Genomic DNA, 16684 nt, shown 5'->3' with positions numbered 1-16684 from the left:
TGGAAGATTCCATCAATGCAAGAGCAATACAATCCGCGTGATATTGAAACCAAAGTGCAACAGCACTGGGAGCAAGCGCAAACCTTTAAAGTTGTTGAGCAGCCTGGTAAAGAGAAGTTTTACTGCCTGTCTATGTTCCCTTACCCAAGTGGCCGTCTACACATGGGTCACGTGCGCAACTACACCATTGGTGACGTAGTCTCTCGCTACCAGCGCATGCAAGGTAAAAATGTTATGCAACCAATGGGTTGGGATGCATTTGGTCTTCCAGCAGAAAACGCAGCCATTAACAACAATACCGCACCAGCTAAATGGACCTACGAAAACATTGAATACATGAAAACTCAGCTAAAACAGCTGGGTTTTGGCTACGACTGGGATCGTGAACTGGCTACCTGTAAGCCAGATTACTACCGTTGGGAGCAGTGGTTCTTCACTAAGCTTTACGAAAAAGGCTTGGTATACAAAAAAATGGCCACGGTTAACTGGGATCCAGTAGACCAAACCGTATTGGCTAACGAGCAGGTTATTGATGGCCGCGGCTGGCGCTCTGGTGCATTAGTTGAGCAAAAAGAAATCCCGCAGTGGTTTATTAAAATCACCGATTACGCTCAAGAGTTACTTGACGATTTAGACCAGTTAGATGACTGGCCAGAGCAAGTTAAAACCATGCAGCGTAACTGGATTGGCCGCTCGGAAGGCGTAGAAATGCAGTTTGGTTTAGAGAACAGCGATGAGCAATTCTCTATCTATACTACCCGTCCAGACACCGTGATGGGCGTAACCTACGTCGGCGTAGCTGCGCAGCACCCGCTTGCCTTAGAAGCCGCTAAAACCAACCCTGAGTTGGCTGCTTTCATTGAAGAATGCAAAAACAACAAAGTGGCTGAAGCCGACATGGCTACCATGGAGAAGAAAGGCATGGCCACGGGCCTAAATGCCGTTCACCCTCTCACTGGCAAGCTAGTACCGATTTGGGTCGCTAACTTTGTATTAATGGGTTACGGCTCTGGCGCAGTAATGGCAGTGCCCGCTCACGACCAACGTGACTTTGAATTTGCTCAAGCTTATGGCTTAGAGATTGTTGGTGTCATTAAGCCAAGTGATGCCGAGCTAGATTTATCCGAGCAAGCGTTCACCGACAAAGGTGTACTATTTAACTCTGGCGAATTTGATGGCCTAGAGTTTAAAGCTGCTTTTGATGCTGTAGCCGCTAAGCTAGAAGCCATTGGTAAAGGTAATAAGCAAGTTAACTTCCGCCTGCGCGATTGGGGTGTAAGCCGCCAACGTTACTGGGGCACCCCCATCCCAATGCTTAACCTAGCCAACGGTGACGTTGCGCCGGTTCCAGAAGACCAACTACCAGTAATCCTTCCAGAAGATGTGGTGATGAATGGCGTAACTTCGCCAATTAAAGCCGATCCAGAGTGGGCGAAAACTGAGTTTGAAGGCCAAGAAGCCTTCCACGAAACCGACACCTTCGATACCTTTATGGAGTCAAGCTGGTACTACGCACGTTACTGTAGTGCTAACAACGAAGACATGATGCTAGACCCCGAGCAAGCTAACTACTGGCTGCCAGTGGATCAGTACATCGGTGGTATTGAGCACGCAATTTTGCACCTACTTTACGCCCGTTTCTTCCATAAGTTATTGCGTGACTCTGGCTTAGTAGACTCAGACGAACCTTTCAAACGCTTGCTAACGCAAGGCATGGTATTGGCAGACGCCTTCTACTATGAAGACGAGAAAGGCGGCAAGGTTTGGGTTTCTCCGGTAGACGCGATCACCGAGAAAGATGAAAAAGGCCGTATTACCAGTGCAAAAACAGCCGAAGGCAAGCCACTTGTTTATGCTGGTATGAGCAAAATGTCGAAGTCGAAGAATAACGGCATCGACCCACAAGTGATGGTAGACAAATACGGTGCCGACACCGTGCGTTTGTTTATGATGTTTGCCGCCCCTGCAGAGCAAACGCTTGAATGGCAAGACAGCGCTGTAGAAGGCTCGCTACGTTTCTTACGTCGAGTTTGGAAACTGGCCTTTGACCACGTTAGCGCCGGTGACGCGCCAGCAATAGATGTTGCTAGCTTAAGCACCGCGCAAAAAGACTTGCGCCGCGAAGTGCATAAAACTATCGCTAAAGTTAGTGATGATGTTGGCCGTCGTCAAACCTTCAATACCGCTATTGCAGCAATTATGGAGTTGATGAACAAGCTAACTAAAGCAGACCAAAGCGATGCCAACAACCGTGCCGTAACCCGTGAAGCGATTAATGCCGTAGTATTGATGCTGTCGCCAATTACTCCGCATGTTTGTGCTCAGCTATGGCAACAACTAGGTAACGAAGGCGAGATTGATACCGTAGCGTGGCCAGTGGCCGATGAAAAAGCCATGGTTGAAGACAGCAAACTGATTGTTGTTCAAGTAAACGGCAAGCTACGCGCCAAACTCACAGTGGCTGCAGATGCAGACCAAGAAGCGGTTCAAGCGCTAGCAATGGGCGACGAAAATGTTGCTAAGTTTGTTGACGGTAAAACCGTACGCAAAGTAATTTATGTTGCAGGTAAGCTGCTAAACATTGTTGCTAACTAAAGTTATACGGCGGGTTTCGGCCCGCCGTTTTTAATTACGAGAAAGCATGACTTTAACAACCATTCGTTTCGCCGTTATAGCCCTAGCCATTAGCCTAGTTTCTGCCTGTGGTTTTGCACCCCGTGGCAGCTACTTACTCGATGACAAACTCACGCAAATTTATGTCTCTTCAAGTGACGAATTTAGCCCATTGGTCCGTGAGCTAAAGCGCCAGCTCGCGCAAAACAATGTAGCAGTATTTGAGTTTCCAGAAAGCGGCATCCCTACCCTGCACTTACAAGGCGAAGACATTAGTAAACGTACTTTGTCTTTATTTGAGAATGGTCAGGTGGCCGAGTACGAATTAAGTTATCAAGTAGGTGGTTATTTGCAAATTGCCGACGAAGGTAACTTTCCCATTAACGTGCAACTGCACCGAGATTTCCAAGATAACCCTTTGGCTGCGTTAGCTAAACAGCGCGAACGAGAGTTGCTTTATTCAGAGCTTAGAGTAATGGCTGCCGACCAAATTATGCGTCAATTGGCTACGGTTAGTTGGTAAGATGCGCATCTACGCTGACCGCCTGTCACAGCAAAATGTAGCAAATTACGGCTGTTACTTAGTCGTCGGTGAAGAGCCGCTAATTAAGCTAGAGAGTATCGACAGCATTCGCCAACAGTTAAAGCAACAAGGCTTGGCTGAAGAGCGGATAAAGTTCACCTTTGATGCCGAATTCCAATGGCCAGATTTATTTGATGCGATGTCAGAGCTGTCGCTTTTTAGCCAATACCGCTTAATCGAATTACAGCTAGATCGCGTGCCCGATAAAGCCATTCAAAATCAGCTAGATGAACTACTACCGCTGATTAATCCTGAGACCCGTTTTTTACTCAGCTTGCCAAAATTAACCAAAGCCAATGAAAAGCAAAACTGGTACAAGTTTTTTGACCAGCAAGGCTTAGTGATTATGATTTACCCACCCGAAGGTGGTCAACTGCACGCTTGGGTAAGGCAACGCTTAGGCCAACATCAGCTTCCAGCCAGTAACGATCTTATTTCACTGTTGCTGCATTACTACGAAGGTAATCTGCTGGCTTTAAATCAAGCTATCTCAACGATCTCGCTGCGTTGGGGTCAGCAACTTCCAACGTTAAAAGAAATTGAAGCAGGCTTATCTCACGCCAATCATTTCTCCAGCTTTCAATTAGTGGACGCCCTACTGGGTGGAGACTTTCAGCGCAGTTTATTAATCATTAAACAGCTGCAGTTAGAAGGTGAAGAACCCACGTTAATTAACTGGGGGTTAGACAAAGAGTTTAAATTACTACAGCTACTACAAGAGCAGCCCACTAGCCATCACTCAAGCTTGTTTAAACAGCATGGCGTATGGAATAAACGCCAGGGCTTGGTGAGTAGCGCGGCTAAACGCTATAGCCCGCAACAAGTAAACGCAGCGCGTATGCAAGTTGCCGATATAGACAAAGCCATTAAGCAGTTTGCCGGTGACCATGCATGGCACCAATTAGAGCGCTTAGTGTTTGAACTGGCATCTCCCGCGGTAAAACATGCTTAAGTTGTTTTTTGGTGGCTCTTTTGATCCCATTCATCTCGGTCATATTGTTAGTGCCCAGCAGTTACTAGCCGCCACCCACGCAACAGATATCACCTTGCTGCCCAATGCATTATCACCGCTAAAAGAAAAACAATTTAGTGCGGCAAGGCATCGCAAACAGTTATTAGAATTGGCATTAAGTGATTACCCTCAGCTCAACATCGATTGGCGAGAAGTAGAACGCGGTGGCCACTCATATACCTGCGACACCCTCAAACAACTGGCTGGGGAATATCCTCATCAAGCGCTTGGTTTTGTGATGGGTTTAGACTCTTTCAATCATCTTGATAAGTGGCGTGACTGGCAAACACTTTGCGATTATGCACATTTGATTGTGATTGCTCGCCCTGGTTATCACTTACAAGTATCTGAGCAGCTAAGCCAATGGCTTGAAGCTAGACAATGTACAGACCTTAGTGAGCTTAGTGCTCATAACAATGGCAAAGTTTACTTCTGCCAACTGCAAGAGATGGACATGTCTTCCAGCGAGATTCGCCAGCTTTTGCAAAACCAGCCAAACCTAGACTTGCTGAAAAATCAGCTATCTGAAAAGGTGCTCGATTATATTCTTCAACATAAGCTTTACGGTGCTTAACCTAGCCAGACAGAGCGTGATATACTCATCTTTTAAGCCAAATTTGGGGTTCTTTTGTTGCAAAACCAACAACTGATCGATTTTGTAGTAGACAAAATTGAAGATATGAAAGGTCGAGATATTCAAAATCTAGACGTAAGCCAACTCTCTAACGTGACCGATACCATGGTTATTTGTAGTGGTAATTCTAAGCGTCATGTTAAATCCATCGCCGACAACGTAGTTAAAGAAGCCAAACTGGTTGAACTTGAAGTGATTGGCATTGAAGGCATGGATGAATCTGAGTGGGTATTGGTTGATCTAGGTGATGTGGTATTGCACGTAATGCAAGACAGCGCTCGCGACTTTTACCAACTTGAAAAACTATGGGCACCTGCAGTTTCTGAGTCCAAAGCCGGATGAAAATACAGTTAGTGGCAGTGGGCACAAAAATGCCCGCATGGGTTGAGACGGCCTATCAAGAATATGCTCGTCGCTTTCCCAAAGATATGCCACTAGAGCTGGTTGAAGTAAAAGCCGGTAACCGCGGTAAAAATGCCGACATCAAACGGATTCTCGATAAAGAAGGTGAAGCCACTTTAGCGGTAATTCCTAAAGGCAACCGAGTAGTCACTTTAGAGGTTACCGGAAAAGCCTGGACCACTCCTCAGCTAGCCAAACAACTAGATAGCTGGAAGATGGACGGCCGCGATGTAAGCCTATTGATTGGCGGCCCCGAAGGTCTAGCACCAAGCTGCACTAGCATCGCCGAACAACGCTGGTCTCTATCGGCACTTACTTTGCCCCACCCAATGGTGAGAGTTATCGTTGCCGAGACTCTCTATCGCGCGTGGAGTGTTACGGCTAACCACCCTTATCACAGAGAATAAACGCTAAAGTATGGCAAGACAGCGCGTCGCAATGCGAGACCACTCGGCTGAATCACGGTTATTTAACCGTCGTTCACTGGTGGCGATTATAGGTACCTTCGCGCTTATCTGTGTATTGCTGGGTAACCTCTATTATCTGCAGTTTGAACAACACGAAACCTACACCACTCGCTCTAACGACAACCGCATTAAAGTATTGCCAATTGCGCCTCCTCGCGGCTTAGTTTACGACCGTAATGGAGTATTGCTGGCAGAAAATCGCCCCAATTTTAGCTTAGAGATCATCCCTGAGAATGTAGACGACCTCGACCAAATGATTGCCGAGCTCAGTGAATTACTAGAGCTAAGCGAAACCGATGTTGAACGATTCCAACAAAACCGCAAACACACTCGTCGCTTTAAACCGGTAGTGCTTAAGTCGCAGCTTACCGAGCAACAAGTGGCCATGTTTAGCGTGCAGCAACACAAGTTTCATGGCGCTAGTATTGATGCCAGCCTAATTCGCTTTTATCCCTATGGCGACAGCCTCACCCACTTACTGGGCTATGTAGCGCGTATTAACGCCAAAGACTTAGAGCGTCTTGAGAAAGAAAACAAACTGGCCGAGTACGATGCAACTCGCACCATCGGCAAACAAGGGATCGAGCGCTATTACGAAGAAATACTGCATGGCAGTGTTGGCTATCAAGAAGTTGAAGTGAATAACCGTGGCCGAGTTATTCGAACCATGAAAATTGTTCCGCCCATTCCAGGTAAAGATCTCTACCTTAACGTAGATATTCGCTTGCAACTAGAAGCCCAAAGATTACTGGCAGGACGCCGTGGTTCGGCGGTTCTTCTCGATGCCAAAACCAGTGGTGTATTAGCCATGGTTTCTAGCCCAAGCTATGACCCCAACCTATTTGTAAATGGCATTAGCAGCAAAAACTACAACAAGTTACTTAACTCTACCGACCGCCCACTGATTAACCGAGCCACCAAAGGCGTTTACCCGCCAGCCTCTACAGTTAAACCGCAGTTAGCCGTTATGGGTTTAGAGCTGGGTAAAATTACCGTTGAACAACGCATGTGGGATCCAGGCTGGTTCCAAATACCTAATACCAAGCGCCGCTTCCGCGACTGGAAACGCTGGGGGCATGGTTGGGTTGATGTGTATAAAGCCATTGAGCAAAGTGTAGATACTTACTTTTACAAACTGGCTTACGAAACCGGCATCGATGAAATGCATGCCTACATGAGTAAGTTTGGGTTTGGTAAATACACCGGTATTGATATTCATGAAGAAAGCCGAGCCAACATGCCTAGCCGCGAGTGGAAACGAGCTCGCTACCGCCAACCTTGGTGGCAAGGCGATACTATTTCGGTTGGGATTGGCCAAGGCTATTGGACCACCACACCAATTCAGCTAGCTCAAGCTACCAATATTTTGGTGAACAAAGGTAAAATTATTACTCCGCGTATTCTAAAAAGCGTCGGCGATGCCAACTCTCACATAGGCTTACCGCCGCAAGTTCAAGTGCCTATTGCTTTAAACAGTGATAAGAATTGGCAGGTCGCTTTAGATGGCATGTATGGGGTAATCAATAAAAGTAACGGTACCGCGCGCAAAGCTTTTGAAGACACCGCTTATGTCGCTGCAGGTAAATCAGGCACAGCCCAAATTGTGAGTATTGCCGAAGATGCAGAATATGATGCAGAAAGCCTTAAAGAGCAACACCGCGATAACGCCATGTTTGTGGCCTACGCACCATTTGAAACACCCGAAATTGTTGCCTCGGTAGTGGTGGAAAATGCCGGCGGTGGTAGCTCCAATGCTGCGCCGGTTATTCGTGAGTTATTTGATAGTTATTTTGAAACCAAGGACACCTTTTAAGCATGGGCAATTATAGCCAAGAGCAGAAAAACTCTTTGTGGTGGCGGCTACATCTTGATTGGCCTTTATTGCTTGGTTTAGTGTTATTAATGGTCTTGGGCATGTTTGTGTTGTACAGCGCAAGCGGCGAGAGCATGGCTATGTTAAATCGCCAACTGGTGCGCATTGCCTTGGCCACAGTGGTGATGTTTGTTCTAGCGCAAGTGCCTCCCGACGTTTATTTACGCTGGGCGCCCTTCTTCTTTTTCACCGGTTTGTTGATGCTAGTAGCCGTGCTCATAGTGGGCGATGTGGGTAAAGGAGCCCAACGCTGGCTAGATCTCGGTTTTATTCGTTTCCAACCTTCAGAAATTATGAAGTTAGCCGTGCCGCTAATGGTGGCGCGTTATATTAGCCAGCACCCTCTTCCGCCTAGCTTCAAACACCTGTTAATTGGCGCAACCATTGCTATTGCTCCAACGCTGTTAATTGCAAAACAGCCTGATTTAGGCACCTCATTATTAGTGGCTGCGTCAGGAATCTTTGCCTTGTTCTTGGCGGGAATGAGCTGGCGATTAGTGGCCGCTGCGGGTGCTGCGATTGCCGCCTTTATTCCCTTGTTATGGTTCTTCTTGATGCGTGACTATCAGCGTCAACGGGTACTCACTTTGCTTAATCCAGAAAGTGACCCACTCGGCGCGGGATACCACATTATTCAGTCTAAGATTGCCATTGGCTCGGGTGGTTTTTCAGGTAAAGGCTGGCTGCAGGGTACTCAATCTCAATTAGATTTTTTACCAGAGCGACATACCGACTTTATTTTTGCGGTATTTGCCGAAGAGTTTGGTTTCTTAGGCGTAGTGCTGCTGATGTGTTTATATTTCTACATCATTGGTCGCGGCTTATTTATTGCTACTCAAGCACAAACAGCCTTTGGTCGCTTGTTGGCTGGTTGCATTATTTTAACCTTCTTCGTTTATATCTTTGTAAACATTGGCATGGTAAGCGGATTATTACCCGTGGTAGGTGTTCCCCTTCCTTTAGTGAGCTATGGCGGCACATCGATAGTGACACTGATGGCAGGTTTTGGCATTCTGATGTCTGTTCATACTCACAAACGGCTTTATGCCCAATAAGGATTGCTATGCGCTTATGTTGTTGCTTGTTACTTGCTTTGTCTCAAATGTGGTCGTTTTCAGCCTTGGCCAATACTGAACAACAGCAACGTATTGAAGCATTAAGCCAAGAACTCGATATTCCACTTAAAAGCTTAGAACAAGCCGCCGAGCAGGCTACCTATCAACAGGCGGTAATCGATGCAATTACTCGCCCATGGGAAGCTAAACCTTGGCACCTATATCGTGATTTATTCCTTACCGAAGAACGTTTAGAAGCAGGCTTAGCTTTTTGGCAAGAGCACCAGCAAACCATTGAGCGCGCCGAGCAAGAGTTTAAGGTACCAGCGCAAATCATTGTGGCCATTATTGGCGTAGAAACCTATTACGGTCGCCACAAAGGCACCTACCCGGTGATTGATGCCCTCTACACTTTAGGATTCCACTACCCTAAGCGCGGCACGTTTTTTAGTAAAGAATTTGCCTACTACATACGCTTAGCCGAGCAACAAGGTTGGCAGCTGGATGAAGTAAAAGGCTCTTACGCAGGAGCTATGGGTTTTGGCCAGTTCATTCCTTCAAGCTACATTCACTATGGTGTCGACTTCGATAACGACGGCAAAGTCGATATGCTAAATAATCCGGTTGATGCCATAGGCAGTGTGGCAAATTACTTTAGCAAACACCGCTGGCAATTAGGCGAGCCGGTGGTTCACTCAGCTAAGGCTAACTCTCAACAGGCGAAACCTTGGCTAAGCACTAAGCTAAACATTGAAAATACCTGGGATGAATTATCAAAAGCTGGGATCAGCACCGAAGCAGAACTAGCTGGTAATACTGCGGTTAAGCTATTGCAACTAGAAGAAGCTGAAGGACACAGTTATTGGCTGGCTGAACATAACTTTTATGTGATTACTCGCTATAACCGCAGCCCGCTGTATGCCATGGCGGTGTATCAGTTTAGTGAGCAGTTAAGAAAGGCTCAGGCGCAAAATAATGCCAAATAAATTTAAACGTCTGGTCACCGTTTACCTTAGCAGTGTTGCCTTAGCAGCTCTGCTAAGTGCCTGTAGCTCGTCACCTAGCGAGCAACGTTATGGTATGAGTAATGACAAAGCGCCCGACTCAGCTCCAGAGCTAGACCATATCGAAAACCCCATCCCACGCTTTGAACCCTATAGCCGCCAAGGTAATCGCGATTACACGGTAAGAGGCAAAAGCTACCAAGTTTGGCGCGATATAGAACAGCACGAAGTTGAAGGAGAAGCGTCTTGGTATGGCAAAAAGTTTCATGGCCACCTCACTTCCAACGGTGAGATTTACGACATGTATAGCATGTCGGCAGCACACAAAAACTTGCCACTGCCTAGTTATGTAGAAGTCACCAACTTAAGCAATAACAAAACCGTTATTGTGCGAGTGAACGACCGTGGCCCCTTCCACCAAAAACGCATCATCGATTTATCTTACGCCGCCGCTTACAAACTCGATATGCTTAAATCAGGTACTGCAAAAGTAAAAGTTAAGCTATTGCGATTTGATAATGACAATAGCGCCGCTGAGCCGCAACCGGGTGCTCAGCAATACTATGTTCAACTACTCGCCAGTAAAAACCAGCAAGTTTTAGAGCAACACCAGCAGCAGTTAAAAGCTGAAGGCTTAAGCACTCAATTGGTGACTGAAAATGGCTGGCAGAAGCTGCGATTAGGCCCCTATTACGATGTATTAAGTGCCGAGAAGTACTTGGCAAATATGCGAAAAGGCCCCTATAAAGACGCTTACATCATTAATCTGAAGGCAAACTAGCGGATTTAGCGCAGGAGACTAACAAACACTGTCTAAGTTTTGCTATAGTGTTTGCCGTCCGTGTTTATTGACTAACAAGCCAAAGAGCCAACCATGATAAAAAATGTATTTCAGCGTGTTAGCTGCGCCTCTGCGCTTCTGATTGCAAGTAGTATGAGCGTTGCCTATGCCGCTCCTCAAGTTATCCCAAATGCTCCTATTATTTCAGCCAAAGCCTATTACTTAGTAGATTTTGACTCCGGCCGAGTACTAGCTGCCGAAAACGAAGAAGACAGCCTAGCACCTGCCAGCTTAACCAAAATCATGACCAGCTACATTATTGGTAAAGAGATTAAGTCAGGTAAGCTTGACCCTAATGGCATGGTAACCATTAGCGAAAAAGCCTGGTCAAAGAACTTCCCTGATTCGTCAAAAATGTTCATCGAAGTGGGCAAGCAAGTCAAAGTTGCTGATTTAAACCGCGGCATCATTATTCAATCTGGTAACGACGCCTGTGTAGCCATGGCCGAACATATTGCCGGCAGCGAAGACTCATTTACCAGCTTAATGAACTCTTGGGCTGGCCACTTAGGCATGGTAAATACTCACTTCGCTAACAGCCACGGCTTAGACAGCACCGAGCAATATACTACCGCTAAAGATATGGCCATTTTGGCCACTGCAATGATTAGAGATGTGCCAGACGAGTACGCTATCTACAAAGAGAAATCATTCACCTTTAATGGCATTACTCAGCACAACCGCAACACCCTATTATGGGATAAAAGCCTTAATGTAGATGGCATGAAAACTGGCCATACTAGCAAAGCGGGCTATAGCTTAGTGTCCTCAGCTACCAATAAAGACATGCGCCTAGTCGCAGTAGTAATGGGAACTAACTCTGCTAAAGCTCGCGCAGCCGAGAGTAAAAAGCTACTAAACTGGGGCTTTAGATTTTTCGAAACCGTTAAACCTTATAAAGCTGGCGACAGCTTTGTAGAGCAAACTGTGTGGATGGCCGATCAAGACACGGTATCTTTAGGTGTTAACCAAGATATCGCCCTTACCCTACCACGTGGCCAAGCAAGCCAACTTCAAGCAAGCTTTGAGTTAAAAGAAGAACTAAAAGCACCTTTAAGCCAAGGCCAAACCGTCGGTTCTGTTTACTTCCAAATTGGTGAAGAAGATGTCGCCGAGTACCCATTAGTCGTACTTCAAGAAGTAGAACAAGGCGGTATTTTCAAACGCTTACTGGATTACATTAAGTTGTTCTTTGCTTCTTTATTTAGTTAAGCAATAAGGCCTGCGCATAAACTCTAAGCGAATAGGCGGAAATTTTAGGCAAAGCTCACAAAAACGCGTTAGAATAACGCGTTTTTTATTTCTAGCTCGACCAAAAATCGCGGCTTAAATCAGTACTCTTAGGTCAGAAATGCAAACTAAATTTGATGAATATTTAGAATTCCCATGTGATTTTACTTTTAAAATCATGGGCGTAAACAACGATACTTTAGAAGATGAAGTATTGAGCGTTATTCAAGGACTCGCGCCAGGTGACTACAGCCCTAAAACACGTCCAAGCAGTAAAGGCAACTACAAATCAATTACTTTGGTTGTAAAAGTAACAAGCAAACAACATATTGAGAGCCTCTACACTCAGATTGGTGCCATTGAAGACGTACGCCACGTACTATAATGCCTGAGAAAAACCGCTTAATCATTCGCCAACTAGGCCTTCAAGACTATTCAAGCATCTTGCAAGCAATGCGTGATTTTACCGATCAACGCAGCGCCGAGCAGGACGACGAATTGTGGCTAGTAGAACACCAACCAGTGTTTACTCAAGGTCAGGCGGGTAAAGCGGAACATCTGTTAAACAGTAGCGATATCCCAGTGGTGCAAGCAGATAGAGGTGGTCAAGTCACTTACCATGGCCCTGGCCAACTAGTGGCTTACCCCTTAGTCAATTTGCGTCGCCGTAAGCTGGGTGTGCGCGAACTGGTGACTATTATCGAGCAAAGCATAATAGACACCTTAGGCCTTCATGAGATTGAAGCCTTCGCCAAAAAAGACGCACCAGGCGTATACGTAGAACAAAAGAAGATAGCGTCTTTAGGCTTACGGATCCGCAAAGGCTGCTCGTTTCACGGTTTAGCATTAAACGTAGACATGGATCTAAGTCCGTTTTTGCAAATTAACCCCTGTGGTTATGCCGGTTTAGAAATGGCGCAAATTAGCGATTATGTCGCTACTCCAAACATTAGCCAAATTGCTGAGCAACTTAGCCAAGTATTAGTCAAGCAATTAGCCTATAGCAGTACAGAACATCAACAAGGACTACCCACACTATGAGTGCAAAGAAAGTGCGTATGGAACCCGGAGTAAAACTTCGCGATGCCGACAAAATGGCATTTATTCCGGTGAAGGTAATACCCTCTGAAAAGGAAACAATGCTACGCAAGCCAGATTGGATGCGTATTAAACTTCCTGCTGATACCACGCGCATCAACGAAATTAAAAGCGCTATGCGCAAACACAAGTTGCACTCGGTATGTGAAGAAGCCTCCTGCCCTAACTTAGCAGAGTGTTTTAACCACGGTACCGCTACCTTTATGATTATGGGTGACATCTGTACTCGTCGTTGTCCATTCTGCGATGTAGGCCACGGCAAGCCACTAGCCCTAGATAGCGAAGAGCCAACCAAGTTGGCAGCTACTATTGCCGACATGAAGCTTAAGTATGTGGTTATTACCTCGGTAGACCGTGATGATTTGCGCGACGGCGGTGCTGCTCACTTTGCTGAATGTGTCAGTGAAATTCGCCAACGCAGCCCGCACATCCAAATTGAAACTTTGGTGCCAGATTTTAAAGGTCGCATGGACCGTGCCTTAGAGATCTTAGATAAGAACCCACCAGATGTATTCAACCATAACTTGGAAACCGCACCGGGTTTATACAAGCAAGTTCGCCCAGGTTCAGACTACCAATGGTCGCTAACGCTGCTAAAACGCTTCAAAGAGCTACACCCAGACGTACCGACTAAATCGGGCTTAATGATGGGGCTTGGCGAAACCAATGAAGAGATCTTGCAAGTAATGCGTGATTTGCGCGACCACGGCGTAACCATGCTTACGCTTGGCCAATACTTGCAACCAAGTCGCCACCACTTACCGGTTGAGCGTTACGTACCACCAGCAGAGTTTGAAGAGCTAAAAGAGCAAGCAGAAGCCATGGGCTTTACTCATGCGGCTTGTGGCCCATTGGTACGTTCAAGCTACCATGCAGACTTACAAGCCAAAGGCGAAGAAGTTAAATAAGCGCAAGCTGCATTAACTCCCCTTTAGTAAAAAAAACCAGCAAGTATTTGCTGGTTTTTTTTATTGGTTTAGCATTAACTAAAACTGGTAATTAAACAGCACACCAAAGAAATGAACGGCTGCCTCATACTCGCCTTTTAGTGTGCTTTCTGCCGCGCTTCCCTCAAACAAGGTGTAGTCAATACTAGGCGTACCACCGTAGTAATACTCGTAGTACATTTGCATGCGCCAATTTTGGTTAATCTCGTAGCTGGCCCCAAGCCCAAGCTTCCATAACTCGCCAGTAGGTACGTCTGGATATTGCAAACTTGGATCATCTTGCGGCGAGGTTTCATAGTAAGCACCGCTTTCTAAACGCCACTGTTGGTTTAATGGGTAATGCATGCCGACACTAGCAGAAAAAGTATCTTGCCATTCACGCGCAATACCCGCCTCTCGATTCGGCAGCGCAATAGCGGTTTCAGACACTTTACTAAAATCACTCCAGCCTAAACTCCACAATAAAGCAGGTTTACTGTTTAGCTGATGGTAACCACTGATAATCGCCGTTGCGGGCATTATAATGTTAACTGACGAAGTACTACCGTTATTACTAGTACTGATATCTCCATCCATCGCATGATTAAGCTCAGAGCGATAAGTAAAACCGATACGGTTGTTATGGTTAAACTTGTATAGGCTGCTAAGGGTGTAACCAAACTCAACACTGCTTCCCTCCGCAGTTAATGGAGGCAACAAAGACTCCTCATGACCAGCAAAGTTTTGCTCTAGTAAGCCATATTCAGCCACCAGCCCCAAACCTAGTGACCAGTTATCTTTTACTTGGTAAGCAATGCTAGGGTTAAGCTGCACCGTGGTTAGTTGCGCATCTTGTAACAATAAAGAGCCCGAAAACTGGGGCCCATAATCGATAATAGAACCGCCAGCTGACGCAAAAGCCAAGCCAGCTGACCACTTATCACTAAGTGGCGTAACAACATAGAACGAAGCTACCGGCATAGCGGTGCCCGCTTTAGTCGATGAATCACCACCCGCAAACAAGCCAGTAGAACCGCTATCGGTATAGTTGATATTGGACACCATGCCTTGCAAGTTAAAGGCAACGGCGGTGGAACTAAGCTCGGTCATTGCAGCGGGGTTAGCAAAAGCCGTTTCAGCGCCTTCGGCAACCGCTTGAGCGCCCGCACCAGCAGTGCTAATGCTCATCATGCCAAGCTCAGGGAACATATAAGCGCCCGCATAAGCCTTAGTCACTAAAAGAGAAGCGCTTGCTAGCAACAATAAATTTTTAAATTTCATAAAAAACCTAAAATCAGCGCGAAGAAAACTTAGCGCTGATATAAAAAATTAACAGAAAGAAGGTGAATCGCAAGCCCAAGAGCTGGGCGCACTTTTATCCCCTTTTTACATGGCGTTTAAATAAGACTTATAAGAGTGCAGGCGAACGGTAGCTGCGCCAATTACATCAATAAAGCCAAAAAATGGGTGCGGTTTACTGGCCGATATCCAAGCAGAACCAGTTGCCCCAATCGGGATAACTTTGTCTTCTGGCTCAACAATTTCCAATATTACTGTTCGACCATGAGCACTGGTATTTGCGCCCACGTGTTGGCGAACACTTTGCGGCCCTTGAATAGGCGAAACCGCCGATTCACCGGTACCCGCAGTTAAGCTGTGAACCTTAGCGCGGAAGATTTCGCCTGGGTAAGCATCTACATAAAACTCAGCAAACTGCCCCACTTCTACATAACGATAGGTTTGATCAGGAATACGCATTTCCATGAATTTACGCCCAGTATCGTAAATATGCATATTGCCCACTCGGCTTCCGTCTGCCACATTCACTACAGCCACTTGTCCATCAAAAGGCGCACGAATGGTTTTTCTTTGCTGAACAAACTCAGTACTTTTAGCATCGGCATGTAGCGATGCCAGAGCAGACTCAGCTATGCGTAACTGTGAATGGTAATATTCAACATCTCGCTTTTTGAAGATATTAGGCGACTTTTTAGCGCGAGCTACATCCCGCTTAAACTGCGCAATGGCTTCTTCTTGTTTAATGATCGACGCTTTTATTTTCTCTAAGTCAGCGCTAGATGTTGTGTCGATGAGGGTATAAATCACCTCACCCTCTTTAACATACTGATTATGCTCAACATAAATCGTGTCTATTTGTTCGCCTAACAAAGGCGAAAGTACCGAGTGAGGTGCCTTAACGGTAGATGAATAACTTAAGTCTACGGGTGCCCATAAGCGAGACAAAATACCAAGCAATACCAAAATTAATAGGCCACCAGATACGATCCAAAAGGCACTTTTCAAGGTCCATTTAATCGCACCCGTCGAGACCAAAATCCACATAATTAGAATGTAGGGAATCATTACCTCTTTCATTACTTAGGCCTCCGGTGTTTCAGTTGTACGCAGGCTTGATGACACTTTCTGCCTACCATCACTAATAACTTTGCTTATCGACGCACCAATATGCGCCCAGTTAGCAAAGGCAATAATGATGGCAAGTACCCACCATGCCTTATGCAAAAACAGGCCACACAAAGACAGGGCAAATACCAACTGAATATGGGCGCTTTTTTTCTCATGTGCTTTATGCACGGCTACTTCGTGTAACTGCCACAATAAAAACACCACAAAAATTGCCAGGGCAATCGTTACAGCAAACAGGTAGCCGCTAAAGTACTCAGAGTTAAGAAGCATCATCATGGTATCGTTGGGGCTGCTGCGATACATTCCCATATCGATATCTTTAGAGTTAATGGTGCCCATTGGCGCTAATACATAAGCACCGCCTAGCATCACGGCCATAAAACAAACAAACTTAATTAACACCATTAATATGATGCCAATCTTAGAAAAAATAGAGCGAAGTAAGCGCATTAAGCACTCCTCAAAAATTGGTTATATGCAAAAAAGTAAACAGAGAATGACTGCTTAAGATTAACTCTG

17 protein-coding genes are annotated in these 16684 nt (G+C 45.9%); 14 read left to right on the top strand and 3 right to left on the bottom strand.

All coding sequences use genetic code 11. The annotated features are described in order from the left end of the window. The first annotated feature begins 15 nt into the window (after nucleotides 1-15). From leuS to lipA, 14 genes are all read left to right on the top strand, one after another. Nucleotides 16-2595, top strand: coding sequence for a leucine--tRNA ligase (gene leuS / locus G6R11_RS02965; RefSeq protein ID WP_163131325.1), 2580 nt, complete (start codon nucleotides 16-18; stop codon nucleotides 2593-2595). A 46-nt stretch (nucleotides 2596-2641) separates the two neighbouring features. Further along, the gene (gene lptE, locus G6R11_RS02960) at nucleotides 2642-3136 is read left to right on the top strand and encodes an LPS assembly lipoprotein LptE (protein ID WP_163131323.1); all 495 of its coding nucleotides are present in this window, start codon (nucleotides 2642-2644) and stop codon (nucleotides 3134-3136) included. Between the two features lies 1 nt (nucleotide 3137). Continuing rightward, complete coding sequence (gene holA, locus G6R11_RS02955) at nucleotides 3138-4148, top strand: DNA polymerase III subunit delta (protein ID WP_163131321.1); 1011 nt, start codon at nucleotides 3138-3140, stop codon at nucleotides 4146-4148. Then, nucleotides 4141-4782, top strand: a complete 642-nt coding sequence (gene nadD / locus G6R11_RS02950; RefSeq protein ID WP_163131319.1) for a nicotinate-nucleotide adenylyltransferase — start codon at nucleotides 4141-4143, stop codon at nucleotides 4780-4782. Before holA ends, nadD begins: the two co-directional genes overlap by 8 nt. Nucleotides 4783-4839: 57 nt before the next feature. Continuing rightward, nucleotides 4840-5184, top strand: a complete 345-nt coding sequence (gene rsfS, locus G6R11_RS02945; protein WP_163131317.1) for a ribosome silencing factor — start codon at nucleotides 4840-4842, stop codon at nucleotides 5182-5184. Continuing rightward, nucleotides 5181-5651 carry a 23S rRNA (pseudouridine(1915)-N(3))-methyltransferase RlmH gene (rlmH, locus tag G6R11_RS02940; RefSeq protein ID WP_163131315.1) on the top strand — a complete coding sequence of 157 codons (471 nt, stop codon included), beginning with the start codon at nucleotides 5181-5183 and terminating at the stop codon, nucleotides 5649-5651. The genes rsfS and rlmH overlap by 4 nt, the downstream gene beginning before the upstream one ends. Nucleotides 5652-5661: 10 nt before the next feature. Further along, the gene (gene mrdA / locus G6R11_RS02935; protein ID WP_163131313.1) at nucleotides 5662-7524 is read left to right on the top strand and encodes a penicillin-binding protein 2; all 1863 of its coding nucleotides are present in this window, start codon (nucleotides 5662-5664) and stop codon (nucleotides 7522-7524) included. A 2-nt stretch (nucleotides 7525-7526) separates the two neighbouring features. Next, nucleotides 7527-8639, top strand: coding sequence for a rod shape-determining protein RodA (gene rodA, locus G6R11_RS02930; RefSeq protein ID WP_163131311.1), 1113 nt, complete (start codon nucleotides 7527-7529; stop codon nucleotides 8637-8639). Between the two features lie 8 nt (nucleotides 8640-8647). Then, nucleotides 8648-9625, top strand: a complete 978-nt coding sequence (gene mltB, locus G6R11_RS02925; protein ID WP_163131309.1) for a lytic murein transglycosylase B — start codon at nucleotides 8648-8650, stop codon at nucleotides 9623-9625. Further along, nucleotides 9615-10424 carry a septal ring lytic transglycosylase RlpA family protein gene (locus G6R11_RS02920; RefSeq protein ID WP_163131307.1) on the top strand — a complete coding sequence of 270 codons (810 nt, stop codon included), beginning with the start codon at nucleotides 9615-9617 and terminating at the stop codon, nucleotides 10422-10424. Before mltB ends, G6R11_RS02920 begins: the two co-directional genes overlap by 11 nt. 93 nt (nucleotides 10425-10517) lie before the next feature. Further along, nucleotides 10518-11696 carry a serine hydrolase gene (locus G6R11_RS02915; protein ID WP_163131305.1) on the top strand — a complete coding sequence of 393 codons (1179 nt, stop codon included), beginning with the start codon at nucleotides 10518-10520 and terminating at the stop codon, nucleotides 11694-11696. A gap of 139 nt (nucleotides 11697-11835) precedes the next feature. Then, the gene (gene ybeD / locus G6R11_RS02910) at nucleotides 11836-12099 is read left to right on the top strand and encodes a DUF493 family protein YbeD (RefSeq protein WP_163131303.1); all 264 of its coding nucleotides are present in this window, start codon (nucleotides 11836-11838) and stop codon (nucleotides 12097-12099) included. Then, nucleotides 12099-12755 carry a lipoyl(octanoyl) transferase LipB gene (lipB, locus tag G6R11_RS02905; protein WP_163131301.1) on the top strand — a complete coding sequence of 219 codons (657 nt, stop codon included), beginning with the start codon at nucleotides 12099-12101 and terminating at the stop codon, nucleotides 12753-12755. Before ybeD ends, lipB begins: the two co-directional genes overlap by 1 nt. After that, nucleotides 12752-13720 carry a lipoyl synthase gene (lipA, locus tag G6R11_RS02900; RefSeq protein WP_163131299.1) on the top strand — a complete coding sequence of 323 codons (969 nt, stop codon included), beginning with the start codon at nucleotides 12752-12754 and terminating at the stop codon, nucleotides 13718-13720. The genes lipB and lipA overlap by 4 nt, the downstream gene beginning before the upstream one ends. Nucleotides 13721-13798: 78 nt before the next feature. Here the strand turns inward: lipA and G6R11_RS02895 are convergent, their stop codons facing one another. The 3 genes from G6R11_RS02895 to G6R11_RS02885 form a co-directional block, all read right to left on the bottom strand. Beyond that, a complete protein-coding gene (locus tag G6R11_RS02895; protein WP_163131297.1) occupies nucleotides 13799-15019 on the bottom strand; it encodes an OmpP1/FadL family transporter in 1221 nt (406 codons plus the stop codon). A gap of 105 nt (nucleotides 15020-15124) precedes the next feature. Continuing rightward, nucleotides 15125-16114 (bottom strand): efflux RND transporter periplasmic adaptor subunit, encoded by a 990-nt coding sequence (locus tag G6R11_RS02890; RefSeq protein WP_163131296.1) that lies wholly within the window; start codon nucleotides 16112-16114, stop codon nucleotides 15125-15127. A 3-nt stretch (nucleotides 16115-16117) separates the two neighbouring features. Continuing rightward, a complete protein-coding gene (locus tag G6R11_RS02885; RefSeq protein ID WP_163131294.1) occupies nucleotides 16118-16615 on the bottom strand; it encodes a magnesium transporter in 498 nt (165 codons plus the stop codon). Nucleotides 16616-16684: the final 69 nt, after the last annotated feature.

It is taken from the genome of Agarivorans sp. Alg241-V36 (assembly GCF_900537085.1).
Taxonomy (GTDB): Bacteria; Pseudomonadota; Gammaproteobacteria; order Enterobacterales; family Celerinatantimonadaceae; genus Agarivorans.
Note: the sequence above shows the minus strand (reverse complement) of the source record. Positions and strands in the feature narration are given on the sequence as shown.

Coding starts and splice junctions, on each gene's coding strand:
- lipA (WP_163131299.1), top strand. CDS start 12,752: ATGAGTGCAAAGAAAGTGCGTATGGAACCCGGAGTAAAACTTCGCGAT.
- mrdA (WP_163131313.1), top strand. CDS start 5,662: ATGGCAAGACAGCGCGTCGCAATGCGAGACCACTCGGCTGAATCACGG.
- G6R11_RS02895 (WP_163131297.1), bottom strand. CDS start 15,019: ATGAAATTTAAAAATTTATTGTTGCTAGCAAGCGCTTCTCTTTTAGTG.
- nadD (WP_163131319.1), top strand. CDS start 4,141: ATGCTTAAGTTGTTTTTTGGTGGCTCTTTTGATCCCATTCATCTCGGT.
- G6R11_RS02885 (WP_163131294.1), bottom strand. CDS start 16,615: ATGCGCTTACTTCGCTCTATTTTTTCTAAGATTGGCATCATATTAATG.
- lptE (WP_163131323.1), top strand. CDS start 2,642: ATGACTTTAACAACCATTCGTTTCGCCGTTATAGCCCTAGCCATTAGC.
- lipB (WP_163131301.1), top strand. CDS start 12,099: ATGCCTGAGAAAAACCGCTTAATCATTCGCCAACTAGGCCTTCAAGAC.
- G6R11_RS02915 (WP_163131305.1), top strand. CDS start 10,518: ATGATAAAAAATGTATTTCAGCGTGTTAGCTGCGCCTCTGCGCTTCTG.
- ybeD (WP_163131303.1), top strand. CDS start 11,836: ATGCAAACTAAATTTGATGAATATTTAGAATTCCCATGTGATTTTACT.
- rodA (WP_163131311.1), top strand. CDS start 7,527: ATGGGCAATTATAGCCAAGAGCAGAAAAACTCTTTGTGGTGGCGGCTA.
- leuS (WP_163131325.1), top strand. CDS start 16: ATGCAAGAGCAATACAATCCGCGTGATATTGAAACCAAAGTGCAACAG.
- mltB (WP_163131309.1), top strand. CDS start 8,648: ATGCGCTTATGTTGTTGCTTGTTACTTGCTTTGTCTCAAATGTGGTCG.
- G6R11_RS02920 (WP_163131307.1), top strand. CDS start 9,615: ATGCCAAATAAATTTAAACGTCTGGTCACCGTTTACCTTAGCAGTGTT.
- G6R11_RS02890 (WP_163131296.1), bottom strand. CDS start 16,114: ATGAAAGAGGTAATGATTCCCTACATTCTAATTATGTGGATTTTGGTC.
- holA (WP_163131321.1), top strand. CDS start 3,138: ATGCGCATCTACGCTGACCGCCTGTCACAGCAAAATGTAGCAAATTAC.
- rlmH (WP_163131315.1), top strand. CDS start 5,181: ATGAAAATACAGTTAGTGGCAGTGGGCACAAAAATGCCCGCATGGGTT.